This is a genomic window from Acidisarcina polymorpha (assembly GCF_003330725.1).
Lineage (GTDB): Bacteria > Acidobacteriota > Terriglobia > Terriglobales > Acidobacteriaceae > Acidisarcina > Acidisarcina polymorpha.
Genome location: NZ_CP030840.1, coordinates 3,613,291 through 3,638,962, shown reverse-complemented (window position 1 = coordinate 3,638,962; position 25,672 = coordinate 3,613,291). Strand labels below are relative to the sequence as shown.

Below are 25,672 nucleotides of genomic sequence, written 5' to 3'. Positions count from 1 at the left end.
GCGAACACTGCCCCAACCACCCCCAATGTAAATGGCCTGTCACTTAGAGATATGTGGCATCGTGTTTCAGAGCTAGTTGTCGTAATCGTCATCGGACTTGCCAGAGAGCCTGACCAAACGGACAGCCCAGCTCTGCAACCGCATTCAGACAGACGCATCATGTCTTTTCCGCTCGCTGCCTCCACCTCTCCGCCCCAAGGAAGTGTTCGTCGTGATTATTGTCGATGAGTGCTTTGGCGATCGTGCACCAAATGAGCAGAATAGCTTTTGTCCGATTAGCCGGTTTGAACGAAGCCGCTGGCGCGGCGGACTGAGAGTCGTGGTGTAGCGAAGGGAGTCCTGCAGGGTTAGGGTGAGGGGTCATAGGAAGGAGATTGTTTATGACCCAACTTCGCGAGCGCATGCTGCACGAGCTTGAGCGGCGCAACTATTCACCTTCTACGATCCGCGGCTACCTCGGTGCGGTGCGACAGTTTGCCGAACATTTCCATTGCTCGCCGGAGCAACTGGGCGCTGAGCACCTGCGGCGTTATCAGCGATACCTGCTGCAGGAGAAGAGGCTTGAGCCCAGCACCGTCGAGATGCGCGTCTCGGCACTGCGGTTCCTATACAAGCGCACACTGAAGCGGCGTGATCTGGCCTTCGACGATCTCATCTTCCCCAAGGTGCCACACAAGCTGCCGACCGTGCTTAGCCAGGAGGAAGTCGTGCGGCTGATCGAAGCCGCGCCCGACCGTTTGTACCGCATGATCCTTGTGCTGCTCTATGCCACTGGAGTACGCAGGACCGAAGCGGCGCGGATCAAGGTCGAGGACATCGACAGCGATGATACTGGCTTCCGCAGAGTTTCTGCGCCGCTTCGTACAGCATGTCCTGCCCAGAGGCTTTCCCCGCATCCGCTACTTCGGCTTCCTCGCCAACCGAAGACGAGCCCGCATACTGCCACTCTGCCGCGCTCTGCTCAACCAGCCTCCTCCAACTGAAACGCCTGTTATCGCAAGGCCCACACAATGGGAGTGTCCGCACTGTCATGGACGCATGCACCTTGTCGCACGGCTCTCGGCCGCACAGATATTCTTCGCGGAAGCAAAGGAGGCATATCAGCTTGACTCTTCCTAGCCGCCAGGTCAAAGCGGCGATCATCGTGTGCTTCGCAGCATGCTTACTGGAGGTGTGTCTCACGGCCCAAAACAGCGCCTCTTACTCGCTCTACGACCCCCGCTGCATCCTCCCCGTATCCAAATGCGGGTGGCTACTGAGAAGGCTTCGCTCCACTTGCCGGACCTCATCCATCGCGTCGACCCAGCCCATAGGCATTAAAAACCCATAGCCAACATCCTCTCCCGACCGCACCAGCGCCTTCCTTCAAACCGCTCTATCCGACCTACTCCCCTCTCACGCCACTGCTACACCACACACTCGCGCCCGCGGAGCAGCTCCGATAGAGTATGACGTTTATCGGCAACATGGCAGAACTTAGGCCGATCTGGACGGCTCAATGAAGGCATCGGCCAGTATCGCTAACCGATATTGCGTCGAAGACTAACCGCGGTAGTTCGGTCTCGAACACTCGGCCTTCGCCTGCTCCCAGATGAAACTTTCGGATCGGCGCTTTTCCGGCTCGTCTGATGTTGCTTATATTTCCGCCATGACTAAGGCAGTGGAATGCGGTAAAGATTTCTATGCACGCTTCGGAGCAGGTACGCATATTGTCCTGGATTCGGCCCTGGAATAACCATCTTATTGATAACTTTGGTGCCCTTCAGGGTCTCGGGATGATCAACTGAACCCACTCCGTCAGGTGGCAGCGAGGGGAGACTATCTTCGGCATCAAGCTGGAAAATAACAGTCTTGCCGGCTTCTCTGTCATTGAGGAATACCGCAAAGGTTTTCCCTTGATCACCCCACCTCGCCTCGCAATGCTCCCGGCAGATAATTACTGGAGTTGCCCCGCCAAGCGGGAATGCTGTTAGGTTTGCGAACGGAGGGTCCTGATGCTGGGATGACGCGCCAACGACGGCCCAGCGACCGTCGGGCGAAACGCTCTCGAATTCGAGGATTGACGAAGGGAGTGCTTTTAGGCGGTCGCTTCCGTCCTCTTTCATTTGATAGAGGAAATTCGACCCGCCTTCCGCGGCACGGAAGTAAATGTTGCCGTTCTGGTCGACCTCAGGCGAATCTTCGTCGACGGTTGAGGGGAACTGCCGAGGCGAAGAACGAAGATCTAAATCGGCAATCCAAAGGCGGGAGTGGACCTTTGGGTCGGCTGCGGAAAACACGACTCGCTTTCCGTCGGGAAACAGGGCATATCCGTTCATCAAAAAACCGGGCAGCAGATGCTGACTTTCGCCGGTTTCCAGACCTACACGAAAGAGCTCCCCACTCCCGAACAGTTGCCCGGAGGTTCCGGGCGGAGGAACCAGGTAGAAGATATATTTCCCGTCGGCCGAGAATCGGGGTTTCACCGCGTAATTTGCTGACGAAAGCTGCCGTTCTCCTTTCGAATCATGGAGCATGATCGTACTTTGCACCAGCCCTACGGATGTGATCAGCGATCCTCCGTCTGGAGCCATAGCAATGCCTTCCTCCTCCGTCGCCCCTGAGGTAACCTGCTGAGGCGTGCCGCCGGGAAACCGCTGCCGCCAGATGTGAAAGTGGCCGCCGGCATCGGAGCTGAAGTACATCCAGCCCCCATCCGGAGACCACCCCACGTACGTGCACCCACCCTTTGTCGGGCCCACAGTCCGCCCCGGCGAAGTGCCGTCGAAAGGCACCAGACGACAGGGAAGCCACCCGCCGTTGTCCATCTCGGTGAGAAGCACCCACTTGTGGTCCGGAGAGATTGCCGAGCGGTGGGCCATGCCTCTCTCCCGGGGCGGCACATAGATATCTCGGCTGTTCTCACGATTTTCGCCGGCTGTGACCAGCACCATGTGCAGCCCTTTCTTCAGTTCGGAGAAAAGAATGTTCTTCGTGTCGATCCAGGTCAGGCCCTCGGCATTGCCCAACATGAGTCGAGGCTCGCCTCCCAGAACTGGCACGACCCAGGTGTCCCAAAAACCGGGCACCGTTGTATACGCGATGCGCGAGCCGTCAGGAGAAAACTCCGGACTCATCTTTTCCACGCCGTCGTGTGTCAATTGGACGGGTTCGCCGCCGGGCAGAAGCTCGACATAAACCTGCCCCTCTCCGTAGAAAGTGTTGGAGCCGCGAACAAACGCGAGCATTCGCCCGTCCGGAGAGATTGCCGGAGAAACGGCTGAATCCGCGAGGTCGGTGAGCGGCGTCCACGCATCCTGAGTCGCCATCGGTGCGGATGATTTACGGGTCGAATATAGATACACGCCGCAAGTGATAGCGCCTACCACTAATGCCAACCCCGCGTAGAACCAGGCGGCGGACAAACTCCTCACACCACTCCCGGCGGCAAGGGCGCTCCTCCCGCGGCTGCCTGAGGCGGTCACGTCCGCGAGACTTGCCTCCAACTCGGCGGCGGATTGCCATCGACGTTCTGGATTTTCCTCAAGACACCGGCTTACTATCTTTTCCATTTTTGTTGACGGAATAGGTCTTCGCACCGACCCGACTCGCGTGCCAGTCAGCATTTCGTAGAGAACACGGCCGAATGAGTAGATGTCGGAGCGCGCATCGGCGGTTTGGCCTTGCCTTTGTTCGGGCGACATATAGGCGGGCGTACCCATCACCATGTGGCTCGCAGTGAGCGTTTCGTCGTGGCCTGACTTCGCCAGGCCAAAATCCAGGACCTTCACTCCGGATTTCGCGATCATGATGTTTCCCGGCTTGAGATCGCGATGCACGACGCCCTTACCATGCGCTTCCGCCAACGCCGCAGCAATCTGCCCTCCGTAGCGCAACACCATTTCGATGGGCATGGGACCCTGTTTCAGCCGCTCTGCAAGCGTTTCGCCCTCTACCAATTCCATCACCAGATAGTTAGGGCCGACGTCATGCACCGTGCAGATATTGGGGTGATTGAGCGATGAAATGGCGCGCGCTTCGCGATCGAAGCGAGCGCTAAACTCTCCATGACTGATCTTGATCGCCACGGAGCGGCCTAAGCGCGTGTCTACCGCGCGGAAGACCTGCCCCATGCCCCCCTCGCCGAGTTTGCTCTCTATGCGGTATGGCCCGAGGGTGGCGCCGGATGTCAATTGGGCGACGGTTGATTCATTTGGCAGTTGCAGGGGGTTATGAATGGCGGGCCGGTCGAAGAAATCGTGATCGGTTCGCTCGACGAGAAGCGATTCAACTTCGTGGCGCACTTCGGAGTCTGCCTGCGCTAACAGCGCAGCGCGCTTGTCCGCGGATGCCTCGCGACAGGCGTGGTACAGCTCTTCAATCTTCCGGAAGCGCTCCTGGGTCATGTCCGGAGTTCTTATCGTCACTTACAGTATGGCTTAACTCTCGAAGCAGCCACGCCTTGGCGAAATCCCAATCTCGCCTGACCGTACGCGGAGAGATGATGAGAGCCGTAGCAATTTCCTCTTCGGTCAATCCGCCAAAGTAACGCAGCTCGACAACCCTGGCCTGCCGAGGAGCCGACAGCGAGAAGGTTGTCAATGCTTCGTCCAAGTCAAGGATCGACCGGTCCAAAGCCGGCGACAAGACAGCCGTCTCATCGAGGTTGACTCTAACCACTATGCCGCCGCGCTTCAGAGAACCTCGGGCTCGGGCCGCGTCAACCAGAATGCGTCGCATCATCTGCGCCGTTATTGCAAAGAACTGGGCGCGCGCCTGCCAATCGACCCTGGTCACATCGATCAGGCGAAGGTAGAGCTCGTGGACGATTGCGGTGGACTGCAGGGTGTGGCCGCGGCACTCGTTCTTCATATAGCGGTGGGCCATGCGGCGCAATTCGGGATAAACGTGCTCGACCAATTGGCCGAGTGCTGCTTTATCACCACTGCCCCAGGCCTTTAGCAGCTGGGTGATCTCTGCGGAAGGTGCGTCGATGGATGGCCCTTTCCCTGCGGGCACAAAAAATATATCAAAACGTGGCCGTTCGTGCCGCCCAATTCCGCCTGTACCAGTGAAGAGGAGATCAGGCCGGCCGAACGGTCTGATATCTGATTCCACGGAATTTTATGAATTCAAAGGAGATCATCATGAAACTCAGCATTATTGCAAAGGCCCTTACCATCGCCGCAGGCGGCGCGTTCGTCCTGGGTATTACGCCCGCGGCGAAGGCTGCCTGCTCTGACGTCACCCTGGCCAGCCACCACTTCGCTTATACGTCCACCGGGGCGCTCGTTGCTGCCCCGATCCCGCCCGTAGCGTGGGGGCCGTATGCCGAGGTTGGAGTGCAACACTTCAACGGCAATGGCAGCGTTACCTTCATTTTCAGTACGAGCCAAAACGGCAACGTAGGCCCCGGGACCGCAACGGGCACGTATTCGGTGAATGATGATTGCACGGGCGAGTTCACCGAGACTGGGGGCGGGATCACTTCTCACTTCAACTTCGTGATTGATGCAGACGGGACCGGATTTCAAGCCATCTGTCAGGACTCGGGCGCCGTCATCACCCGGACAGGACGGAGGCAATTTGTAGAGCGCGATTAGAGATAAAGGACAATTTCCGGCCGAGTGTCCCATTGGATTGAGTCCTCAAAACAGCAGTGGACAGCCGCTTCGGAGGTACTTTCACTTAGCGACGATGATCCTTGTAAAGGATTTGTAGGCTGAGCGGGTTCCGAATTGGCGAGTGTGACAAGACCTCGGGGTTTCGAGAGAGCATCTCGCAAAACCCCGAGCGTCCCTTTCTATAAACATCATCGCCAACTCAATTAATGACGATTGAGAGCAATCTACTCGTCTGTGTAGTCGGCAACTCATACACCTGCCAATCCGGTCGTTCCGCGACTCTGGGATGAGAGCGACAAGCACGACTTCTTTTTACCCACCAGGTAGTAGGCTGTCACTTTCTTTCGAGAGTTAGAGAGTAGATGTCGGAAGTGCTCAGATCGCGGAGAAATAACGGCGCACCGGTAGGGTCGAGGCCCATCCATCCGCCATCGTTCCCCGCGTAGCGAAAGTCCTTTAGATCGACGACGCGCTCAGTCGCGCCGTCCGCCGCAGTCGGAGCAGTTTTGAGCGACGATTGATCAATCTGATATTCGCGGGTCGGAACCGCATAATCATGATCCATCGGGAGCTGCCTCTGACTGTTATCGCGAGTCCGGTTGAGCCTGTCGCATAGGCCGAGCGAGGATTCTCCTTCGTGCTTGCCCTGGCTGCTGCTGGCTCTGTGTTCGAGATGGATGTCAGCGTTCATCGATAGTGTTCCTATCTTTTTCCTTCTTAGGAGGTTTTTTGTTCTGCGTTGTTGTCAGGCTGCAACTTGCTGCCTGGAGACAGTCTCTGCTCTGCTACCAATAGCCCAGATAAAGCCCAGCAGCTCTCGAGCTACAGCTGTGACGATCTTCCTCTGGTCCTTGCCGGCCGCACCCAGCTTCAAATATCGCTTGTGCAGCCTGTGTTGCGCCTTCCATGCAATCTCCTTGGTCTCTTCCGAGATGCTCTCCTGTCGTCTTCGCAGACCGTACAAGATACCTGGCGGACGACGATAGCTCCATGCGGCTTCGACAACGATGCGTCGCAGGTGCGCGTTGCCAGTCTTGGTGATGCCTCCGCGTCTCGTTCGTTTACCACTGGAATCCTCGCTTGGTACAACGCCGCAGTAACCCATCAGTTGCCGAGCACTGTCGAAGCGGGATACCTGGCCTGACTCGCTCGCAATGGTCACAGCCGAAATGTCTGCGATACCTCGCAGTGCCTGTAGATCGTTGATGACCTGTCGCAGCGCTGGTGATGCCAACTCAACCGCCTCCAGGATGGCTTCCTCCAGCCGTGCCACTCGTCCCCGCTACGGCAGCACTGACCAAATGGTTTAGCGCTTCCGATAAGGTGGCAGGACTCGTCTACGTGTCCGCATTGGCCCCAGATAAAGGAGAATCTGTGCTTTCGGTCTCATTACGAGCGTTCCTACGCCGATCGGAACCGAACTAGGATCGTTGCCAGCTTCGGTAATGACAGCCCCGCCGTACGAGTGCCCAACGAGCAGTAACGCCCATCCTCGAGAGCGATGGCACGCTGGGTTGCTGAAACATCGTCTGCGAATGATGTCAGCGGAATCTGGAATGCAACAACATTCAGGCCCTTCGCCCCCAGCAATGGAATGAGCTTCGACCAGCTCGAACCGTCTGCCCATGCTCCATGGACGAGTGGTACGGTTTTCATTCCTGTTGCAGGGACGGTCTGAGCGGACGCTTTGAGGGCGTGACCGGTGATCGCGATTAGTGTGGCGCACGTCGCCACAACGTTCCGAACAAACCTGAATGCTTGCATAGTCTTCCTCCTTAGGTTTGTGAGAATCAGCGCACGGCTTGACGGTGTGCTGACCGATCTAGCGCGAGCAAAGACACTCTCTCGTGGCCGTCGTCACATTCGCCATCCTGTTAGCCCTGAGCGTAGTTGCGGATGCGCAGCCGCATATAGGCGAAGACCATCGGGAAGGGCGAAAACGATCAAGAACTGATCTTTTCTGTTGCAGAAGTCAGGCACATCGGAAAGATGGAATGCCCTCTATGCAGGTGCCCGCTATCGGACGACGAAGAGCAACTTATTGATCAAACCGCAAGAGTATGGGACCACGTAGACTGCCTGCTCCACGCGTGCCACCGAGAGGATGCATGCTGTGCTCAAGCAGTTGCTCACAGTTCGTCACGATTCGGCTTTCAGGGTTACACCGCCGACGCAATCGCTGAGAGTTCCCGCCTAATCATCGGTTCTCTTTACCAATACTCAAATATGGTTGCTGTGACAGTCCCAATGATTGAACGCGAATTGACTCGATCCCTGGCCGATGTCGGAGAAGATGACTCCGTAGCTGACTAAGCGCACAGATGAGGCGGCAACCCTGGCGCGCCTCTGGATATTGAAGAGAGTCGATTGCCAATCGGTCAACGCATCCGGTCTGCGACTGACGCGATACTTGAGGTGCTACTGCGGACCCCCAACCGCCCGGATGCCCCTTAACTTCCTAAACCGCGGCGGCCCCGGGTCGTCTCGCCCCGCCATTTTCCCGGCGGTAGCCCGATGATTCGTTTGAACGAGCGGTTCAGTGCACCTTGGTCTGAAAATCCAGACTGCATGGCGATCTCGGCAAGGGGCAGGTGGGAAGTCGCGATAAGGTCTTTGGCCCTGGCTACGCGGCGTTCAATCAACCACCTGTAAGGCGGCCTGCGAAAGGTTTGCCTGAAGGCCCGAGCAAAGTGACTTACCGATAAGTTGCACACTCTTGCAACCTGATCGAGGTTGATATTGCCGTCTAGATGCGCCTCCAGGAACTCTGTCGCTCTTCGCATCTGAAGAGGAGAGAGCCCACCTCGAGAGCGCGGGGTCGATATTCTCAAACCGCCATACGAACTGACAATATGACAATTCAGAGCATGCAAAATATGGTCCAGGAAAACCTTCGATGTGTGATTGGGTTGATCGAGCGAGGCAACGAGAGTCTGTCCTAGGTGGTATACGACAGGATCCAAATGCCCATGCGGCCAAACCAATTGATCGACGCGCGGTATCTTGTGGGCATAGGCGATCTCATCGAGAGCTGATTGAGTTACATGGAGCACCAGCGTGTCGAAGGGATTGGGAAGCAAAATCGCTGGCTGGTTCCGCACCCTGAACGATGTGCGCAACACTCTGGCGAACTGGCGGCAGGAGTATAAAATGTGGAAGGCCAACGCCTCCCACATTTACACAGCCACGACGGCGGCTACGGAGTACTTCCCAGGATGGTAGGCGAACGAAAGGAGAAAGCCAGTGACCAAGTTTGGTGCACATGGGCAACAGTGACAGAAATCAACGCCGGCGACGAAACCGTACGACTGAGACAAGCATCTCCAACAAACAAGGGCGGAAACGCAATGGCTCGAGTAGGCGAGTTTTGTGCTGCGAACATAGCTAGGCTGGTGCTCAGCACCGTCATCCTGGTAGGCCTACTGCTGGGCTTAGGCGTTTGGATGTTCTACTCGGCCGGAAATGGGCGCCTGGTCGATCAACATCCTCAAGCAATTGTGCCCGCCAAATGAAGGCGGCTTAAGACCTCAGCGCGCAAGAAATGGTAGTTTCACAGGTATGCATGTCCCGTGGTGTCCTGCCAGGCTACAACTGCTTGATGAATATTGCGAAGCGGTATGTTTCTTGGATGATGCCATCTCCAAACTGGCCTTCATCTCAGAGAATGGGGAGCCGGAGGATGTCTTGGTGGCAACGGATATCTGCACGAATGCCCGGGAACGCGCCGAAGAGGCACGGTTCCACTTCCATGAGTATCGGCGCGAGCATGGCTGCTAAGCGGTCAACGACCATCACTTAGGAAACACGAAAAAAGGGGGACGCAGGGCGCATCCCCAGGATCCTGCTGTGTGTGAGCGAGCCTCGAAGGGTGTGGACTCGCGCTACTCGAGAGATTCAAAATCCAGTGGTAAGGTTGTTCACACCACCTTTTCCAGGTCACTCCAGTCGACACCTGGCCAGCCTTTACGCCCCATCTCGCAAATCGAACGGGTCTACAGTTGATAGCGCCCCGCAGAAACTCCGGAATCGATCCTCGTCTACTTCCGGGTATCTTAGGGTGTGAAAATGAAATTCCTGGAAATCGCCTGCTCCCCCTATTTAACTGCCGAAGGACGCCACCTGATAGCGGTTTTCTTCGGTGACTGGTGTAACTGCAAGTGTTGCCATTGGTTCTTTCTCCTTGCTGAAACTTGGGTGAAATGCTAAACGGCGGTATTCAAGACGCGCTCACGGGCTTCCCCACCTGCGTGCATCATGTGCGCGGCAAAATAAGTAAGGACCTCCGCGCGGCTGTAGGCAAACTGGAGCTGCTCCTTGTCATGAGGTTTGACAAAGACCACAACATCTACCTGTTCAACCGGATAAATCTTGGTAAGTATCATCCGAACGGGGGTTTCATCTAGGTAATGCGAACGGAATTGCATGGGCAATCTGGCATACCAGTCCGTTTGTTCTATACGCGTTTAATGCTGAAGACCTATCCGATAAGTATTACGACAGCGGGCAGGCTGGCAGCCGTGATCTGTTTGGGGCAGCAGCCGATTTCGCCGCGCCCACCATCGCCAACGGCAGAGTCTACGGAGGCACTCCGACCGGTGTTGCGGTCTTTGGCATTCTTGAGAAATGAACAATGCTGCGCGAGACACGCGGCATTTCAGTGGAAGCTATCAAGTCGCGGACAACGAAAGGGACGCAATCATTGCTGAAATCGAAGCGCTGAAGGAAATGTCCGCCAGATTGCTGCAGCAACGCTCCTCGCCCAACCCGATCTCGATTACCGTTCCAACCGCGCAGGAACTCAGCGGGAACTTCTCTGCGTTGCTTGCCGAAGGGATCGCCATCTTCAACCCTGCTACGGGTCAGCCTTACCCGAACAACATCGTTTCAACTCCGATCAATACTTTATCGGGCAAACTGGCGAATACCTATCTCGTGCCGCTGGCCTCGGATCCGTCGACAGGCATCTTCAACTCGACTTCCAACTCCAACGTAGACAGTACGCAGTACCTGGTCAAGATCGACCAGGTAGTGACATCGAACAACCATCTCAACGGCAGGTATTCCTACAATCAAGACAACTTCCAGCGTGCTTTCAACGCACCGCTCGGCTTTTACGCGGAGAATCTCTTCCGCAACCAATCGGCGATCATCACCGATACGCAGGTTTTCGGTCCGACGCTCACCGCGACATTTTCGGTGAGCGCCGGACGTTTCGCCCGCACTCAGATCCCCGAGGCTCCCGGGCTGCAGTCTCTGCAGGACCTTGGACAAAACGTACCTCTTGGCACTCCGGGCGAGTCCATCTTTCCGGGTATCCGCGCGAACATATCCGGTTTCGTAGACATCTTCTCTGGTGGCGCCCTGACGCAGGATTCAACCTTGTTCGATTACCAGGCGTCAGTTGTGAAGGTGCTCAGCGCACATACCATCAGCTTCGGCGGTGAGTTTGAGCGTGACCGGATCGACATGGACGATTACTCTTATACGCCGGGCGACAACACCTTCAATGGCGAACGCACAGCAGCGCCGACCGGTGCCGTGCTGCCCACTGGAACCAAAACAAGCGGCTCAGCGCTGGCAGACTTTACCTTGGTCTCGAGTCACAGTTCTACCAAGACAACAACCGTAAAGCCTATCTCCGCGGAAACCGGCCATCTCTGTATGCGCAGGATGATTGGAAGCTTAACCGCCAACTCACTGTGAATGGCGGCCTGCGTTGGGACCCGTGGCTTCCACCGACTGATCTGAATGAGACATTAGTGGGATTCGTCCCGGGCCAGCAATCTGCCATCGCGCCGGGTGCTCCGCAAGGGCTTATTTTCAAGGGCGACGCGGGGCTCCAGTCCTCGGTGTTCCAACGGAACTGGAAGGATTTCGCGCCTCGCGCCGGCTTCGCGTGGAACATTGGCGGACGTGGCGTCCAGGTGCTCCGCGCCGGTTACGGGATTTTCTATGGCTTTCCCGAGGGGCTTCTTTATCAAAGGACCGACGCGATGCAGCCAGTGAACTTATATCTAAGCTATCCCGCTCCAGCGCCTGCCTGGGAAGACATCTATGCGGGATATCCGGCGGCGATCCATTTCCCCGTGCGCATGTAGGTCCCGACCAATTCGCAAACTACAAGTTTCTGCTTCCGGTTTCAGGAGGAGTGCTCAATCCAAAATCAAAGGTGAGTTACACACAGTCTTGGAATTTGACCTTTGAGCAGCAGCTACCTCATAACACCGCGTTTTCGCTCGCGTATGTTGGTAACCGGGGTGAACACATTATGGGGTCGAGGCAGTTTAACCCTGCAATCTTCGGCCCGGGCGCGACCGTGGGGAACGAGAACTCCCGGCGGCTCTATCCCGGTTTGGGTGCGGTAGAGCTGGCGCAGTCTTATGAGTACTCCATCTACCACGCCTTGCAGGCTAACCTCCCGGGATGGACTACGGTCGCGAACTGCGGGCGTTTGGCCTTTAAAAAAAGGGACCCTTTTGCCAAACAGATCATAAAGGAAGCCGACGCACGATCGATTCACTATCGCTCAGAAACCCTGTCGTATTGATTCGTAGCCAATCAACCAATGTTCTTTGTCTAGGTCAACTGACGTCAGACCTTTGATATCTGTGTTGTTGCGAGACCCTATCGGGAGAAGTCCGCAAGTTCGTATGGAGAGCCTGCAGTGCGACGCAGTCGTCTTCCATGACGAATAATGATTTGCCCCGTCCTTTGTCGGACCCGCCGAGGTCGCCTGCTCACGCCCCCTTTTGCGCAAGCGCAGCCTGCATAGCAGTCGGGGAAATACCCGGCATTTGCGCTACGATCTCCTCCCTCGTCAGTGGGTGGCCACAATTGGTGCATTCCGCTTCAATGAACGAGAATTTCGAGTTGAGCTTGGCATCCGTCTGGAATGTATGCTCGCCACAATCCGGGTAGCTGAACGGCGCCTTGTATTGCCAAAGGTTCTCATAGTCGGGTGGCATAGCTCTCGTCGGACCCTAGTTGACGGTGACCGAAACCTCCTTGGCCTTATCCCAATTCGGCTTCATCTCATTGCCCCAGGCATGCGGGTCTTTTTCGTGCTGAGCTTCCATCTCGTTCGCCAATTCGGGATGATTCTCCATCACGTGCTTGTACATCAGCTTCACTATTTCGTCCCAAGAGCTCGCCGTCAGCTCGTGATCGCAAACGCCGCCTAGATCCTTGCAGTTCGTCGTTTTCATGGTTCGACCTTTCGCCTAGCGTTTACTTCGACGCCCAATCCGGTAACGCTGTTGCTTTGAACCTCTGAGTGACCATAGCTCTCCGTTCCCTCCAGATCACCAAGGCCGCATGGTCATCGGCTATTACGAGGGAAAGAAGCTGGTCTACAGCGCTCGCGTGCGCAATGGCTTAACGCCGGCGACCAGGGTGCAGTTGTTTTGCGGAAGCCCATTGGTTGCGCCGCTCGCCGGCAATGAAAAGGCAATTTGTCTTGGCCAAGGGGTGCCGCAAATATGTAGTTAGGCAAAAGGAGTTCCCGCAAACATTACCCATGCTCCCTTATCGCGGACCGTAGTTGGAAGCCCGCTCTCCGCTGCATCAAAGGGCCACGTAATCATCCAATGAGGCCCGATTGGTATAGCGGGACTCGTCTTATCGGTCGGATCGGTATTGCTCCTCTGTGTTGCTCCGCAAAGCATGTAAATCATGCCTGGAGATTCATTCGTCGGCTTCGGTTTGCCCTGCATGGCATCCATCATCCATCGCATTCCCATCGGGTTCATGCACATTGGCGGTTCGCCGATCTTATTCTCGTTGCCAGGCACACAAACCCATTCGTTAGTTCCTTTAGCCAAAACGTTTAGTGTCCCGTCGGCTCCCAGCTCGGCGACCGTCGCATTCCGGGTCACTTGTTTAGGGCCGGAAAGCCGCGCTCTTGTAATTCTTGGGTCTTCCGCTTGGTTCACCATTTGTGGGCCTTTCGTTCTTGGGGTGAGAAGATCGGACGCTGTCTCCTTCGAGAGAACCGCACTTTGACCGGAACTGCTGCTCAATGATGCAGCAGCAGCTCCCATCGTAATGGCTATGAAGTCTCTTCTGGTTCTCATTTTCAGACTCGGACTGTCGAAGCTCGGGGTCCGGCCGCGACAGGAATGTGCCGATCGATCCAGCTCTTGATATCCACGATGACCGAATCCTTATCGATGTCGTTGAGTAGATCGTGAAAGCCGCCTTCGTAAAGCTTTAAGGTTTTGTCGGTGGAACCGGCCATGTCGTAAAAATGCTGGCTGCCACTTGGCTTCGTATTCTTATCAAGGGTGCCATGCAGGATCAGAGCCGGCAGCGTGATCAGAGGAAACTCTTTCTTGAGTCGCTCGTCAGCCCTGACCATAGCGGCCATGGTTTGGGTTGGCTGAGTCTCATGTGCAATCAATGGATCATTGTCCATTGCCTCGACGACCTTCGGATCACGAGAGAATCTCTCATTCGGAAGGTGCAGGATATGCGCGTGTGGCGCGACATGGCTCAGTCCCTTGAAAACCGCGAGAGCAAAATCAGGAGCGGGTAACTCGTGGGCGAAACTCTCACAGATTAGCCCCGTCAACTCGGCCTCGTGATCGAGAGTATAGAGGCATGCAACAACGCCGCCAGCGCTATGACCGAGCAAGAACATGGGGAGACCCGGTTCGCGCAACTTTACATCTGCCGTAACCGCTTCGACGTCACGCACGTAGTCTTCAAAGGCTTCGACATAGAAGCGTTCGCCGTCCGAATTCCCGCGACCTCGCAGATCCAAGGCGTATACGGCCAGACCATCCTATGCCTTTGTCACCAAGATAAATCCAGAGGGAACGGCCTTCGACTACTCGACTTATCTTGGAGGACCGCAGTATTCCGACCGGAACGGTGGACTTCATGGTCGATGGAGTGACCGTGAAGAGCGTTCCGCTAGGATTTGGCGGCTATGCGGTGTACTACGCAACTGGTCTGAGCGTAGCCAGCCACAGCGTCGTTGCAAGCTATCGAGGAAGCGCGCTCAATGAGCCGTCGGATAGCGGTGTCACAACAGTGAGTGTCTCTAGAGTTGTCGCGACGCCTACCTTCCCTCAGCCTGGAGGCAGCTACAACCTCCCGGTGAAAGTAGTCTTGAAAACCGCCACACCTGGGGCGATCATCCACTACACGACCAATGGGGCGCTCCCAACAGCAAGCTCGGCAACGTACACCGGGCCGATCACTCTGTCGACCACATCGACCATCAAGGCAATCGCCGTGAAGAGCGGTGAAACAACCAGCGCAGTAGCCACCGCGATCGATAGCATCGTGACGTCCGCCGTCCCCACCGCAACAGAAATTACTTCTGAGTTCAACCCATCCGCGTTGAACGAGTCGGTGGAGTTTCACACCTAACGTGACCGCATCTTCCGGAGCGACCCCAACCTGTACGGTGGTCTTCAAGGATGGCAGGATGCAATAAAACGACCAGTCGGTAGAATGAAGTAGTGGATCTGCATCTAAACAGTAGAACGGAGGTTGTGATGTCCAAAGTATGGTTGGTAACAGGTTGCGCGAGTGGTTTGGGGCGCGATATCGCGGAGGCAGTTCTTGCTTCGGGTGATCGGCTTATGGCGACCGCCCGCGATCCACACCGGTTGAACAATCTGGTGAAGCAGTATGGCGAGCAGGTGCAAATAGCCGCCCTCGACGTGGCAGATGAGGCGGCGGCAAAGGCAGCGGTCGAAAAGACTGTTCATAGCTTTGGACGGCTGGATGTTGTCGTCAATAATGCAGGGTACGGAGATGTTGCCCCCTTTGAGCAGCTAAGTTCAGAGAGCTTTCGCGCTTTGATCGAAACGAATTTCTTCGGTGTTGTCTATATGACACGAGCGGCGATCCCGATTATGCGGACGCAGAAGAGCGGATGCATCCTTCAAATCTCTTCCGTGGGTGGCCGGTTGGGGGTCCCTGGGAACGCGGGGTATCACGCCGCAAAATGGGCTGTAGGGGGCTTCACCGAAGCCCTTGCCCCAGAGTTGGCCCCCTTCGGCGTTACAGTCTGCGCAGTGGAGCCAGGTGGTATTCGGACGAACTGGGGGAAGCGGGCAACCGCTGGCGCACCTGAGCTTTTTCCCGACTATGAGGCCTCAGTAGGCACATTTCTTAAGATGTTGCAGGAGCACTGGGGGCATGAGATGAGCGCTCCAGCAAAAGTTGCTCAGGTCATTCTGCAACTAGCCTCCAAGGAGCAGCTCCCTGCACACCTTTTGCTTGGCAGCGACGCAGTGCAGTATGCCCGCTTTGCCGAGGAAAAGCGAGAATCCGACGCCAGGGCATGGCACAACATTAGCGTCTCAACCGACGCCGAGAATGTGAAAGGATTACCCGATTTGAAGTTTTGAATTCTATTAGTGTGGCTGCGGGGATCAATGGCACGCAAGGAGCCGAACATGTCGGGTGGACCATCAACATTCCTTCTCAGCGGATCCAACTTGAGATGTTCACACCTCTGCCCTCAAACTACTTGCGGCGCGAGCTGGCGGAGTGGGCCGAAGAGGCCCACCAACTGAGCCAGCGCCGCGCGGCGGGGCTGATCCCGGTGAACCGGGCGACTTTGCGTTACGAGCATCATCGCGATCCCCAGGATGCGCCCCGGGTGCGATTGCGCGACTCGCCGGCAGCCGAAGAGGGCCTGATCGTGCGGACTCAGAAGCGCAAGGAGCGAGCCCAGCGACAGCGGCTCCCAATAGGACAGGCCGCGCGCCCCACCCACAAGTGGAGCATGGATTTCGTCGCTCAGCGGCTGCCCGATGGCCGCTGGATCCGGCTTAATGTTGATATTTTGATCGATGCGCACCAGGTCTTCACGCACATTCGTCGGCTGCTTGATCGACGTGATGAATGAATTGCTTCCGTTGCTTGCGTTCGGTTTCGGAATCGCGCCGGGTACCCATAAACAGCACAGCGTTAGGGTCGATCAAATTTGCTGGACCCACAGAGCCAGGAGACGGGAGCGCGTCGGGCAGGTAAGGACGGCGCAATGTCTTGACGAACAGGAAGCGCAGCGCCGCCGTCTGACCTGCGATGGTGCGTGCCGAAAGCTTGCGGTCGCGGAACAGATGGACCTGGTACTCGCGGACGTGATCGGCGCCAAGCTGCTCGGGAGAACGACCCAAGTGCCTTGCAAACTTCTCCACTGCATGCAGGTAAGACCGTGCGGTGTTCGGAGAGTAGTTACGACGCTCGAGTTCGTCGAGTATCAACTGGCGAAGATGGGTCACAGGAAATCCTCCTTGTGACCCGAACCCTAAATCCAGCCGCCGCCAGCGCCGCCACCAATGCAGCATCCGCCGCGCCAGCGGCTTAGTTCAAACGCGCGTCTCAGAAGTTACCGCCGCCTCCGAGATGCCGAGTCTATTGCATCGAAGAGTCGTTGCGCCCCTTCATCCAGACGCTTCGCGCTGGCTTCCGATGCGGCAACTGCGGCCACCAATTCGGCGCGCAGGCATGCGTGTACTCGGAAACTCAGCAGATGCCTTCGTGGAGGATGTGATGAAGCGCCCTCGACGTTGGCAGCCCCAGGTGAGAGCATTGCGGTCATGGGGAGACGAGAAGATTGGGCGGAAACAGTATGGAAAAGCGATCGAGTGGGACATGCCTTGGTTCTGGTGTTTACCGGGATTGCGGTATGGGCTGCATATACGGTGCGATCCCCAGGTGTCTCAGTTGGCTTGCTCGCGACTGCGGCTGGCATCATGAGTATTCGTACAGACATGCACATAGTGGAGAAAGTCTCCTGGATGCTCATCCTCATGGTTCTAGCTACGGCCGAGATCCACTCCATTGGTAAGAGCAACTTCGAAAATAACAAGCAGAGGGCCGAACTGAATTCGGAATTTAGCCATATAGCCTCTACTCAAAAGTCTGAGTTTGAAGCCACTGCAGGTGAGCTGACACGGGCGTACGAACTTAGCCAGAAGCAATTCAAGGCGACGATTGATGACTTATCCCAGACAAACCACCAAGAACGCCGTCGCTTCCGTGCCCTAGTGACACAAAACAAGAAACTCTTTGAACATGAAGAACAGTTAGCTGAATCATACTCAGGAAGAATAACAGCGGGGAAGATGGTAACACCGCACAATGGCTGCGAGGGAAAAGCTCCTCCGGGTTCGACCCTAATTTTGTATCCCGACTACACTGGATTCGCTGACCATTTTCCTTACACTGTTCTTGAGGTCAATGGTCGCCCGCAATTTCAGCTGAAGCAGGTGTCGCCGGGCGTCATCACTCCAATACTGGATATTCGCGACGCTGATGACAAGATCATCGCTCGATTTGACGAAAACGGCTTTGTCGTAGGTAGAAGGTTATCTGTGAGTAGGCCAAATCCAAGCACGTTGATAGTCATAGATGAGTATGGGAACGAGGCGATCAATATTAGTTACTTCAATGATCACGCTATTAGCCTGTCTAGATACATTTATGTGAACAAACAAAAACGCCCGCTCGGACAATTCGCCTCCCACGCATCTTTTGGATCAGGATCATGCATCGGAGGGAGTATCGGTTCTGATTTCCTCGTGCGGTGACGATCGATAGTCACCGCTTTGCGTGCGTCTTTAGACTTTGCACCCCATGGCAGGCGAAGAAATGGAGAAATCCTAAGCCCGGATTTGGTGCAATCTCTGATCGTAAGAGTCCCCCATTTTTTTTGAGTTCGTTGGCAAAACCGTCTCGCTGAGACAAGCATCTCCAACAAACAAGGGTGGAGACGCAATGGCTCGAATGGGTGACGGGTGCGCGCCGAAGAGGCGAGGGTTAAATACTATGAACATCGGTGCGAACTTTCCTGCTAGGGTCGACGGCGGACAACTACTTGAGCACAAAAAAGAGGGACGCGGGCGCGTCCCTAGATTCTGCGTGGCCGAGTCGCGTGAGGTGCGACCCTTTTCTCAAACAAAGGGATGCAAATGCATTGGTAAAGGTTGCTTACACGCGGTAGGTGCGCGGAAAGGTTGAATCGAGACCATAGAAGCTCGCCGGGAGGATGGAACGAGAGAGAACTTCTAGGCAGTGAAAGACTGTTCGGAGATCAATCGCTTAATCGCGTCCCACGCCTCTGTGACGCGTTCGACTGCGCAGTCAGGGGCATGGGTCAGTCTGTGCAGCTTGGCGCACGTCGCCCCGCAGGACGCGCAGCGCCAGCCCTCTTTGTCGAGGGTCACTTGGGACCGTGCAAGCTCGAGGGATGCCTTAAACATCGCGGCGGCCAGAACGTGTTTTGGATCTCTGGTCTTATCAGGGGTGAGGACAGGGGAAAATGTGTCTTGAGGCGAATCGAGCGGACTGATAGTGTGACAGGTAGCCATGTTGCCCTCCCGTGGGCGACTTCGGTTAGCGCCACACGACTGCTCTAACAGCCGCGTGGCGCTGTATTTCAAGTCCAGACTAGAGTTCAGAAGCGAGTTGCTTCGCTCTCTTGATTGTCTCGATGTTCCGCTCAGCTACCTGCTTGAGGTTTCTCAAGATCAAGGGCACCACCTCGAGCGCTTCAATCCGCACATTTCGAGCAGCACGAAGGAGAGACTCCGCCGGACCAGGCATCAGTTCGTCACCCTCGGCGATCACGGCTTCGAAATTGGCCTTCGCTTTACGGGAATCACGGTGCCGCAGGGCCAGTTCCCATGCCTGATCCTTCCCGCTGTCGATTCGCGCGTAGCCGAACTGGAAAGAGCCTGCCTCTTCGGGATCGATCCATACTTCGATTCCGATGTTCAGAGCTGACAGTTTTCGGTTCAGATCTGTGATTGTGGCGTTAATGCCATCCGATTCTTCGTTGAGGGTCTTTGCTACAGGGATAAGCTCTTGGAGCTCATTGGGTGACATAAGGGAAACACTCCCAGGGGTTCAGCCCGTTTGATCTGCTTAAGTCTGGTTCGGCTTCGCTTCCGGTCCGCCGACCCAACGAATCAGTGAGAAGAAATTGCGCTTGGTAAATCCCTATGTCAAGCGAAATCCGAGGAGGGACTCATGCATTCGAAACACCAAGAGCCTGCCTGAGGCGCTCAAACGCCTCTCTTACCTCATCCACTGAGCTCTTAATCTCAGGCACCACGTCCCGCCAGTCCTCATTGTCAAAGCTGTCCACGTTAACCTCTAGATCGCCGAGGGAGGACTCCACGCCCTTCATTGCATCTTGCACCCGACCATTGTTCAGAAGCGTGGCCGCCGCCGATGGTCTTTGATCGGAATCACAGCCGGCCAACAGTCCGGCGACGGGTAGACAGGCGGCGAACTGGCGTCGGTTCATGGCGGATACTTATCCTCAATTTTCTGGTCTGTGGCCAGGTGTCCCGAAGGCGTGGTCCGCGATCGACGAGGCTCGAGCGCCGGCTTGAGAAGCATGCTAGTGGCAAATGCTGACAATGATTGCGGTGAATACTGCTACCGCAAGGCAGAACGGAACGCGGTTTCGGCGGGCACCGTACACCCCGTTCCACAGAACAAGAGCTGCTACGTGTTTCATGCGACCCCCTTCTTATCAGTGCATTGTCGTTGATTCTATACACGTCAGTGAATAGCACTTTGGTGGTATACGAACAGCTGGAGCGCCCGTACAAGCGCACTGAGAAAGTGGATTCACATGCGCTAGTTACCACTTAACCCGTTCCATTAGACTCCATGATACTTGTCGTCTTTACTTGACTGGGCAAGAGTGAAATGGTTTTTAATTCCCACGGCAGCAAGGACAGTCCCTGGCTCAAATTGAAGAGCGGGCTGATGATCCGCACCAGGGTGTGTTGGCCGGAACGCTCTTGGAACCGCAGCAGAGGAGGCCCTCCGCCCTCTGCTTGCTTGATGGCAAGGACCTCAACCTGGCTCGGGCTCACCTCAAGGTACGATCGCTCCCACGGTTGGTCGCCGCGGTGTCGCGAGTCAAGCACATATCCGGCCGGCGTCTGCAGACTTCGGGCTTCGCGATCGAGGAAGAGATCAGTGTAGATTCCCTTTGCCCGCAACAGCCAGAAGGTTCGCTCCTGGCGACCCTGATCTTGCCAGGCAGCAATGCCGTCCTCAGCCACTTTGTTGGGATAATGCCGGGCGTATGGAGCAGAGCGGATGAGAACGGTTCGGAGCAGACCATCCAGGCAATCGTAGCTGTAGGTAGCACTATTTGCCAGTGCCAGAACGTAGTCTTGCTCATTGCGTGACCCTTGCAACGCGACCCAATCCTGGTAAGGCTCTTCGTTACCGTTTGCGGTGCGCTCAAGGGCCGCTCCGGGAACCTTGGCGAACACTCTAGGTGAATGGAATGCCGTTGGCACTTCCAACTTCAGAATCTGTTCGTGCTCCTGCCAATTGATAACAAATCGAAGTTCTATTGCATCGTTTGCCGAGAACTCGGCGATGTCGACCATAATATCCGAGCTCTGCCATTTCAGCTTCTGGCGAGTCACTCGAGTGACCGAACCGTCTTCGACAATCCTGGAAGAGATGAAGGTCGGCCGTCCCAACTCCTGGCGAAATGCCGCCACACCATGCGCCCAGGTGTCGCTCTTATCCCCTATAACGACCAGCCCAAGGTTGGCTGCAAGCAGTTCAGTACCATCCGGAGCACGTAAGGATTTAATCCCAAAGCTGTTGTCGGAGACAGTCGTATATTGCGAATAGGCAGCAGCCACAGACTGCGCGCCGCGCTCGAGTGTAAAGACTTTATATCCGCACGCGGGAAGATCGACCCACGATGAAAGCCGGGGATAGAAGTCTGTCATGCTGTCGGACGGGCGCATCTGAAGGGGTGTCTGGCTACCATCTCGCGCCTTCAGATAGCTGAAGTGCTCCGTGGTCGTGTTGGTCTGATAGTGAAACTCCAACAATGCCTTCCGCCGCCAGGGCAAAGGATTATAGGCAAAGACAGCGCCCTCGGGTACATCGTGGAGGTCTACCTGCTTTGCCAGCGCCTCTAAAGCAGGACGGCTCGTCTCCATCGCGATCTGGCAGGCGTACCCTATGCCGTCGCGAGCATTCTGATAATCGGAATAGAGAGACGTGCCCGCGAGAACATCATGGAACTGATTGAAGAGCACTCGTTCCCATGCGCCCGCTAACTCGGTTCCGGGGTAAGATCGGCCTTGGCTGAGGGTTGAAATCAGCGCCACCGACTCGGCATTAAAGAGCTCATGTTCGGCACGGCGATTCTGAAACTTTTCTTCCCCGCAGGCCGAGTAGCAACCTCTTGCGTGGTGCTGAAGCTCGCCGCGCATGACTGGAAGATCAGCGACTGATATGGATTGCTCGACCGAGGTAAAAAACTCGCGCAGGGTGCTCCAGCGAAGCTCGGGCAGAGTGGAGTCAGTCTGCCGGGCGACAATTTCCTGCAATTGTGCTTTGGTCACCGCACCGCCATGATCGCCGACGCCGAGAAAGAACGCCCCGTGGTGGCAACCTGATGGGAATGAGTGCGAGGCTGCATCAGTCAGGTTCTTTGCGAGCCAATCGTAGGAGCCGTAAATTCGATACGTCATGATCCTGGATCCATCCGACCCCTCCCACCAAAAAAGGCGAGGCAACACTCCTTCATGCTCTTGCGGACGTAGAAATACATAGTACTTGTAGCCCGCGTTCTTCAAGATTGTGGGCAGGCCGGCGGCGTGACCGAAGGAGTCCGGATTGAACCCGACGTTAACATCCGTCTGGAGTTTTCTCGAGGCGTAAGTCTTTCCATAGAGACAATGCCGGGCGAAGCTTTCCGTTGAAGGGATGTTACAGTCAGGTTCGACTGGCCAACCACCTACGACCTCCCACCTACCTTCTTGAATGCGAGCTAATATCTCGGCAAACATCTTAGGGTCTGCCTTCTCCACCCATTGATAATGAATCATTGACGAGTGGCTGTATTTGAATCCCGGCGTTTCCTGCATTCGATCCAGCGCACTACGAAATGTCGTCAGTACAACGTCGGAGCTGTCGGTCCACGGCCACAGCCAGGCGGCATCGATATGAGAGTGTCCGATTATATGTAAGACGGGACGCTCACCGCCCGCCGCTGTCACCAGGGAAGATGCGAGTGCCCCACGCGACAAAAGGCTTGTGCCTAACACTGCAGTGGCCGAAGTTCTGACGAAGTCCCGTCGGGAACAACTCGATCTAGCCTCATGAGGATCCTTGCTCTTCGAACCCTTGTCCATATTTTCTCCTGCGGTTGAGCTCCATGCGCCGGGCCGGTCATCATCTGATTGCACCAGAACCCCGCTACTGATGGCTAAAGAACTCCTCCTCCAGCATCATTGATAAAGAGTGGTAGATAGCCAGATGGTACTCCTGGATCACCTAGGTCTCGCGTGAGGGGTCAAGGATGATGACATCTCAAAGAGTTTTCATCGTTCCACCAATTTCACCCGCCAGACCTAGCGTTCGGAGGCCCCGAGAGCGCGCCGCCTGAAGTGCTGCACAGACGTTGGCTGCATCGCCGCACGTGGTAATGCCGATCAGCACGTCCCTGACTGGCCAAGCCCCAAACCAACTGAGCGAACGTCAGTTCCGGATCGACATCATGCCCGAAAGCTGTGGTTAAAGAAGGAAACCCCGTGAGAGTGATTGTCGGCAACGCGCCTTGAAGGCTCGCTGTCAGCTTTTCTGGCAGTTTTGCGCGATCTTCCGGTGACAGCGGGCGCTTGTGGCGAAAACCCTTCAACAGTTCTCCGGCCCAATGTTCGGCGTCTGCTGCGCTTCCCCCATTACCGCAGATGAGGAGCTTATGCTTAGCCCGAAAAGCTTCCCGAATCGTATTAAATGCACGCTTGACGTCTGGCTCGCAAACCTCAAGATCGATGTTCCTTTGCATGAGAAGGTCGAGTTGTTCTGAACTAGATGTCACCTGGGCCATGACTACCACCTACCGAGTTGCACGCTAGATAGGATGGTGACAACGAATAGCACCGACGCTGTGCTGGACAACATTCTTTGAAACGTTGACTGGAAAGTGGTTGGCATAGACTTACTTCGCTCCTTCGGTCGCCGCTTACATTTATTGGACTTGTGTGCTGAAGGGTGCTCCGCGTGGCCATCGGGCACAGTGCTATTTCTTGAGTTCAATTTCAATGACGGTTACGCTCGCGCTGGGAAAGGTATAGGAACCTCTGGCTTCTAATCTTTCGGATCGTGTCACGGCCGTCACACGGTTGGGACTGTATTCGTCGTTCTCGGCAAGCACTCCGTCGCCGGCGATGGTCGTCACTTGTGTAGGACCACTCTCCGCACCGATGGAACTAAAATCGATGGTCGCGGATTCCGGACGCGTAACGTGGCGATTCACGCACAGCAACAACAGAGAGCTTCCGTTCTCGGATAATGCCGCAACCACATCGAGATAGGGTGCAGCGATGATCTCCGGCAGTTGGGTAACACCTTTCGATATGTTAAAAGTTGGTGAAGTGGACTCGACCTTAAGCAAGGTCGTGGGTTTCGCTCTTGCGTAGGCCCGCAGTACCCAATAGGCAGGCGAGGCATACACCTGTTCTCGCTTCTTCCATATCCCGCCAAACTCAAGGATGCCCGTCATGTTCGCAATTGAAACGGCGTCTGAGTTGCGCATCATTGTGTTCAGGAATCCGGCAGCAAACAGCGCGCCTCCCATGTTGTCGTAGTTCGGTACGCTATGCGAACGGTTGGCGATCATCAGCCACTCCGTAAAGGCAAACTGCATCTTGGGTCGATGAGCGTCAATAGCCTGTTGTTTCATCTCATGGATCCGCTCTGACAAGCCCCAGGGAACGGCGATCATCGCCATCGTGCGAAAGTCGTTTGATGCCTGGGGAAGAAGCACGTCTTCGTTCACGATGAAGTGGCTGGAAAGATAATCAAAGCTGTCGACCGGGTTAGTGAGCTGCCGCGCGTTCCAATCCTGGAAGAGACCTCCGTCCCCTCCGGTTGCTATCAACCGGGCCGTCGGGTCAACCTTTCGAACGGCTTCACTGTTCGCCAAGGTGGCAGCTGCAGCTAAAGTCGCAGCAGGGTATCCCACCTGGTAGGCCCCCCAAAGTTCGTTCCCCAGTTCCCAGGTAAGGCCACCGCGGTGGTCCGCCCAACGCGTATTGACGTAGTCGACCCAGGAGGCCGATTCGCGCGGTGATCCGGTTCCCAGATTCAACGCGATTTGCGGCTTCGCCTGAATAAATTCGCAGAACCGTAAGAACTCGTCTGTGCCAAAGGTGTTGTACTCAGGTATACCCCAGGCCAGGTTCAACTTACTCACTCTGGTGTCCGGCGGCCCGACACCGTCACGCCAGTTATAGGCGGAGGTGAAGTTACCTCCGAATCGAACTACTGGGGAATGAAGCTCCCGAGCCAAGGTCAGCACCTCCGGGTCCATGCCATCCACAGCGTCATCAGGGTTTAGCACCACGTTATCCACCAGCACGCGGGCGTCTCCTTCGAGGGAGATCACCAGGTCAGACGGCTCCAGTGGCGCCAATTGGCCGCGATTCAACTCAAGATGAAATGCGTACTTGCTCCAAGCGTACGACGGGGCCTGCACGATGCTGGCGGCCAGCACTTCCCCGGGATGTGCATGGCGCCGCAGGGAGAGCTTCACCGACTGGTTCCCTTTGATATGTTTGAGCCAAAGGCTGCCACTATAACCGAGTTCGCGATGAACAGGAAGATAGACCCGTTGAAGTACGCCCACTTCTTTGTCTGGCAAAGACATCAGGAGCAGAGATTGTGCTGAATTCGCCGCATCTCCGCGCATTGGAGCATAACGGCTGCCCTGAGCTGGATAGAGTGGCTCCCACGGTGCTGGCAGGCCGAATGACGACGCGGCGCGAAGTTCGGCACGGGAGTTCCATAACGTCTCGAGATTCTCCGCAGACCAGAGCCCTTCTTCGAAGGAGGGATTCTCAACAACGTTGGCCCAAAGACCGCCGTAAGTTGAATGACCGATGGGCTCAAGAAAGCTCCCAAAAAGAGAAAATGGTATGTCTTGCGGCTTGTTGAGCCGACTAACTCGAATCACAATGGGCTTCTCCTGGGGCTCCGAAGCAGATTCTGTCATTTGGGAACGGGCGGCAGAGATCGTCAAGAATGCCACATAAAGCAAGCAATAA

General features: G+C 55.9%; 24 protein-coding genes and 3 pseudogenes. 10 read left to right on the top strand and 17 right to left on the bottom strand.

The features are described from left to right. Nucleotides 1-380: 380 nt before the first annotated feature. Nucleotides 381-617, top strand: a pseudogene (locus ACPOL_RS35740) (site-specific integrase); the annotation flags it as partial. Nucleotides 618-801: 184 nt separating this feature from the next. Further along, a pseudogene (locus tag ACPOL_RS36310) lies at nucleotides 802-1,109 on the top strand (transposase); the annotation flags it as partial. Between the two features lie 543 nt (nucleotides 1,110-1,652). On the opposite strand, the gene ACPOL_RS15595 reads toward ACPOL_RS36310, so the two are convergent. Both ACPOL_RS15595 and ACPOL_RS15590 read right to left on the bottom strand, forming a co-directional pair. After that, nucleotides 1,653-4,406, bottom strand: coding sequence for a protein kinase domain-containing protein (locus ACPOL_RS15595; protein WP_236656820.1), 2,754 nt, complete (start codon nucleotides 4,404-4,406; stop codon nucleotides 1,653-1,655). Continuing rightward, entirely contained in the window at nucleotides 4,357-4,998 is a 642-nt protein-coding gene (locus ACPOL_RS15590; RefSeq protein WP_236656819.1) for a sigma-70 family RNA polymerase sigma factor, read from the bottom strand. Before ACPOL_RS15590 ends, ACPOL_RS15595 begins: the two co-directional genes overlap by 50 nt. Before the next feature lie 128 nt (nucleotides 4,999-5,126). On the opposite strand from ACPOL_RS15590, the gene ACPOL_RS15585 reads away from it, so the two are divergent. Continuing rightward, nucleotides 5,127-5,582, top strand: coding sequence for a hypothetical protein (locus tag ACPOL_RS15585; RefSeq protein ID WP_150133026.1), 456 nt, complete (start codon nucleotides 5,127-5,129; stop codon nucleotides 5,580-5,582). A 355-nt stretch (nucleotides 5,583-5,937) separates the two neighbouring features. Here ACPOL_RS15585 and ACPOL_RS15580 read toward each other — a convergent pair whose 3' ends face one another. The 4 genes from ACPOL_RS15580 to ACPOL_RS15565 form a co-directional block, all read right to left on the bottom strand. Continuing rightward, nucleotides 5,938-6,294 (bottom strand): hypothetical protein, encoded by a 357-nt coding sequence (locus tag ACPOL_RS15580; RefSeq protein ID WP_114207866.1) that lies wholly within the window; start codon nucleotides 6,292-6,294, stop codon nucleotides 5,938-5,940. Between the two features lie 54 nt (nucleotides 6,295-6,348). Continuing rightward, complete coding sequence (locus ACPOL_RS15575; RefSeq protein WP_236656818.1) at nucleotides 6,349-6,876, bottom strand: transposase; 528 nt, start codon at nucleotides 6,874-6,876, stop codon at nucleotides 6,349-6,351. Between the two features lie 128 nt (nucleotides 6,877-7,004). Then, entirely contained in the window at nucleotides 7,005-7,367 is a 363-nt protein-coding gene (locus ACPOL_RS15570; protein ID WP_236656817.1) for a lipase family protein, read from the bottom strand. Nucleotides 7,368-8,053: 686 nt separating this feature from the next. Beyond that, nucleotides 8,054-8,767 carry a helix-turn-helix domain-containing protein gene (locus ACPOL_RS15565; protein ID WP_236656816.1) on the bottom strand — a complete coding sequence of 238 codons (714 nt, stop codon included), beginning with the start codon at nucleotides 8,765-8,767 and terminating at the stop codon, nucleotides 8,054-8,056. A 183-nt stretch (nucleotides 8,768-8,950) separates the two neighbouring features. Between ACPOL_RS15565 and ACPOL_RS33600 the strand changes: the two genes are divergently transcribed. Next, complete coding sequence (locus ACPOL_RS33600; RefSeq protein WP_161557387.1) at nucleotides 8,951-9,115, top strand: hypothetical protein; 165 nt, start codon at nucleotides 8,951-8,953, stop codon at nucleotides 9,113-9,115. Between the two features lie 690 nt (nucleotides 9,116-9,805). Here ACPOL_RS33600 and ACPOL_RS15550 read toward each other — a convergent pair. Next, on the bottom strand, nucleotides 9,806-9,985 hold the full coding sequence (locus ACPOL_RS15550; RefSeq protein ID WP_114207862.1) for a hypothetical protein: 180 nt from the start codon (nucleotides 9,983-9,985) through the stop codon (nucleotides 9,806-9,808). A gap of 241 nt (nucleotides 9,986-10,226) precedes the next feature. On the opposite strand from ACPOL_RS15550, the pseudogene ACPOL_RS34840 reads away from it, so the two are divergent. Beyond that, nucleotides 10,227-11,701, top strand: a pseudogene (locus ACPOL_RS34840) (outer membrane beta-barrel protein). Further along, nucleotides 11,614-12,150: an outer membrane beta-barrel protein gene (locus ACPOL_RS15535; RefSeq protein ID WP_479686129.1), complete on the top strand. Its 537-nt coding sequence runs from the start codon at nucleotides 11,614-11,616 to the stop codon at nucleotides 12,148-12,150. The pseudogene ACPOL_RS34840 and the gene ACPOL_RS15535 overlap by 88 nt, the downstream one beginning before the upstream one ends. A gap of 433 nt (nucleotides 12,151-12,583) precedes the next feature. Here the strand turns inward: ACPOL_RS15535 and ACPOL_RS15525 are convergent, their stop codons facing one another. From ACPOL_RS15525 to ACPOL_RS15515, 3 genes are all read right to left on the bottom strand, one after another. Then, nucleotides 12,584-12,808, bottom strand: a complete 225-nt coding sequence (locus ACPOL_RS15525; RefSeq protein WP_114207857.1) for a DUF1059 domain-containing protein — start codon at nucleotides 12,806-12,808, stop codon at nucleotides 12,584-12,586. A gap of 279 nt (nucleotides 12,809-13,087) precedes the next feature. Then, nucleotides 13,088-13,675, bottom strand: coding sequence for a hypothetical protein (locus ACPOL_RS15520; RefSeq protein ID WP_150133023.1), 588 nt, complete (start codon nucleotides 13,673-13,675; stop codon nucleotides 13,088-13,090). 2 nt (nucleotides 13,676-13,677) lie between these two features. After that, a complete protein-coding gene (locus tag ACPOL_RS15515; RefSeq protein WP_114207855.1) occupies nucleotides 13,678-14,379 on the bottom strand; it encodes an alpha/beta hydrolase in 702 nt (233 codons plus the stop codon). A gap of 65 nt (nucleotides 14,380-14,444) precedes the next feature. Here ACPOL_RS15515 and ACPOL_RS15510 point away from each other — a divergent pair, with 65 nt between their 5' ends. From ACPOL_RS15510 to ACPOL_RS33180, 3 genes are all read left to right on the top strand, one after another. Further along, nucleotides 14,445-14,978, top strand: coding sequence for a chitobiase/beta-hexosaminidase C-terminal domain-containing protein (locus ACPOL_RS15510; RefSeq protein WP_150133022.1), 534 nt, complete (start codon nucleotides 14,445-14,447; stop codon nucleotides 14,976-14,978). 128 nt (nucleotides 14,979-15,106) lie between these two features. Beyond that, the gene (locus ACPOL_RS15505; protein WP_114207853.1) at nucleotides 15,107-15,967 is read left to right on the top strand and encodes an SDR family NAD(P)-dependent oxidoreductase; all 861 of its coding nucleotides are present in this window, start codon (nucleotides 15,107-15,109) and stop codon (nucleotides 15,965-15,967) included. Further along, on the top strand, nucleotides 15,964-16,470 hold the full coding sequence (locus tag ACPOL_RS33180; RefSeq protein WP_150133021.1) for a hypothetical protein: 507 nt from the start codon (nucleotides 15,964-15,966) through the stop codon (nucleotides 16,468-16,470). The genes ACPOL_RS15505 and ACPOL_RS33180 overlap by 4 nt, the downstream gene beginning before the upstream one ends. On the opposite strand, the gene ACPOL_RS15495 is transcribed toward ACPOL_RS33180, so the two are convergent. Continuing rightward, a complete protein-coding gene (locus ACPOL_RS15495) occupies nucleotides 16,430-16,846 on the bottom strand; it encodes a site-specific integrase (RefSeq protein ID WP_161557386.1) in 417 nt (138 codons plus the stop codon). The genes ACPOL_RS33180 and ACPOL_RS15495 overlap by 41 nt on opposite strands. 288 nt (nucleotides 16,847-17,134) lie before the next feature. Between ACPOL_RS15495 and ACPOL_RS15490 the strand changes: the two genes are divergently transcribed. Then, nucleotides 17,135-18,157 (top strand): hypothetical protein, encoded by a 1,023-nt coding sequence (locus tag ACPOL_RS15490; protein WP_114207850.1) that lies wholly within the window; start codon nucleotides 17,135-17,137, stop codon nucleotides 18,155-18,157. Nucleotides 18,158-18,634: 477 nt separating this feature from the next. On the opposite strand, the gene ACPOL_RS15485 is transcribed toward ACPOL_RS15490, so the two are convergent. From ACPOL_RS15485 to ACPOL_RS15460, 6 genes are all read right to left on the bottom strand, one after another. Then, on the bottom strand, nucleotides 18,635-18,937 hold the full coding sequence (locus tag ACPOL_RS15485; protein ID WP_114207849.1) for a hypothetical protein: 303 nt from the start codon (nucleotides 18,935-18,937) through the stop codon (nucleotides 18,635-18,637). Nucleotides 18,938-19,016: 79 nt separating this feature from the next. Continuing rightward, complete coding sequence (locus ACPOL_RS15480; protein ID WP_114207848.1) at nucleotides 19,017-19,454, bottom strand: hypothetical protein; 438 nt, start codon at nucleotides 19,452-19,454, stop codon at nucleotides 19,017-19,019. A 142-nt stretch (nucleotides 19,455-19,596) separates the two neighbouring features. Then, on the bottom strand, nucleotides 19,597-19,878 hold the full coding sequence (locus tag ACPOL_RS15475; protein WP_114207847.1) for a hypothetical protein: 282 nt from the start codon (nucleotides 19,876-19,878) through the stop codon (nucleotides 19,597-19,599). 349 nt (nucleotides 19,879-20,227) lie between these two features. Continuing rightward, nucleotides 20,228-22,756 carry a glycoside hydrolase family 38 N-terminal domain-containing protein gene (locus tag ACPOL_RS15470; RefSeq protein ID WP_114207846.1) on the bottom strand — a complete coding sequence of 843 codons (2,529 nt, stop codon included), beginning with the start codon at nucleotides 22,754-22,756 and terminating at the stop codon, nucleotides 20,228-20,230. 206 nt (nucleotides 22,757-22,962) lie between these two features. Beyond that, complete coding sequence (locus ACPOL_RS35875) at nucleotides 22,963-23,412, bottom strand: SIS domain-containing protein (RefSeq protein ID WP_114207845.1); 450 nt, start codon at nucleotides 23,410-23,412, stop codon at nucleotides 22,963-22,965. A 234-nt stretch (nucleotides 23,413-23,646) separates the two neighbouring features. Further along, nucleotides 23,647-25,581, bottom strand: coding sequence for an alpha-L-arabinofuranosidase C-terminal domain-containing protein (locus tag ACPOL_RS15460; protein WP_161557385.1), 1,935 nt, complete (start codon nucleotides 25,579-25,581; stop codon nucleotides 23,647-23,649). Nucleotides 25,582-25,672: the final 91 nt, after the last annotated feature.

Excerpts from the sequence above, each read along its gene's own strand:
- ACPOL_RS15585 (WP_150133026.1), top strand. The coding sequence starts at position 5,127 with ATGAAACTCAGCATTATTGCAAAGGCCCTTACCATCGCCGCAGGCGGC.
- ACPOL_RS15580 (WP_114207866.1), bottom strand. The coding sequence starts at position 6,294 with ATGAACGCTGACATCCATCTCGAACACAGAGCCAGCAGCAGCCAGGGC.
- ACPOL_RS15570 (WP_236656817.1), bottom strand. The coding sequence starts at position 7,367 with ATGCAAGCATTCAGGTTTGTTCGGAACGTTGTGGCGACGTGCGCCACA.
- ACPOL_RS33600 (WP_161557387.1), top strand. The coding sequence starts at position 8,951 with ATGGCTCGAGTAGGCGAGTTTTGTGCTGCGAACATAGCTAGGCTGGTG.
- ACPOL_RS15550 (WP_114207862.1), bottom strand. The coding sequence starts at position 9,985 with ATGATACTTACCAAGATTTATCCGGTTGAACAGGTAGATGTTGTGGTC.
- ACPOL_RS15525 (WP_114207857.1), bottom strand. The coding sequence starts at position 12,808 with ATGAAAACGACGAACTGCAAGGATCTAGGCGGCGTTTGCGATCACGAG.
- ACPOL_RS15520 (WP_150133023.1), bottom strand. The coding sequence starts at position 13,675 with ATGAGAACCAGAAGAGACTTCATAGCCATTACGATGGGAGCTGCTGCT.
- ACPOL_RS15505 (WP_114207853.1), top strand. The coding sequence starts at position 15,107 with ATGTCCAAAGTATGGTTGGTAACAGGTTGCGCGAGTGGTTTGGGGCGC.
- ACPOL_RS15485 (WP_114207849.1), bottom strand. The coding sequence starts at position 18,937 with ATGGCTACCTGTCACACTATCAGTCCGCTCGATTCGCCTCAAGACACA.
- ACPOL_RS15480 (WP_114207848.1), bottom strand. The coding sequence starts at position 19,454 with ATGTCACCCAATGAGCTCCAAGAGCTTATCCCTGTAGCAAAGACCCTC.
- ACPOL_RS15475 (WP_114207847.1), bottom strand. The coding sequence starts at position 19,878 with ATGAACCGACGCCAGTTCGCCGCCTGTCTACCCGTCGCCGGACTGTTG.
- ACPOL_RS15470 (WP_114207846.1), bottom strand. The coding sequence starts at position 22,756 with ATGGACAAGGGTTCGAAGAGCAAGGATCCTCATGAGGCTAGATCGAGT.
- ACPOL_RS35875 (WP_114207845.1), bottom strand. The coding sequence starts at position 23,412 with ATGCAAAGGAACATCGATCTTGAGGTTTGCGAGCCAGACGTCAAGCGT.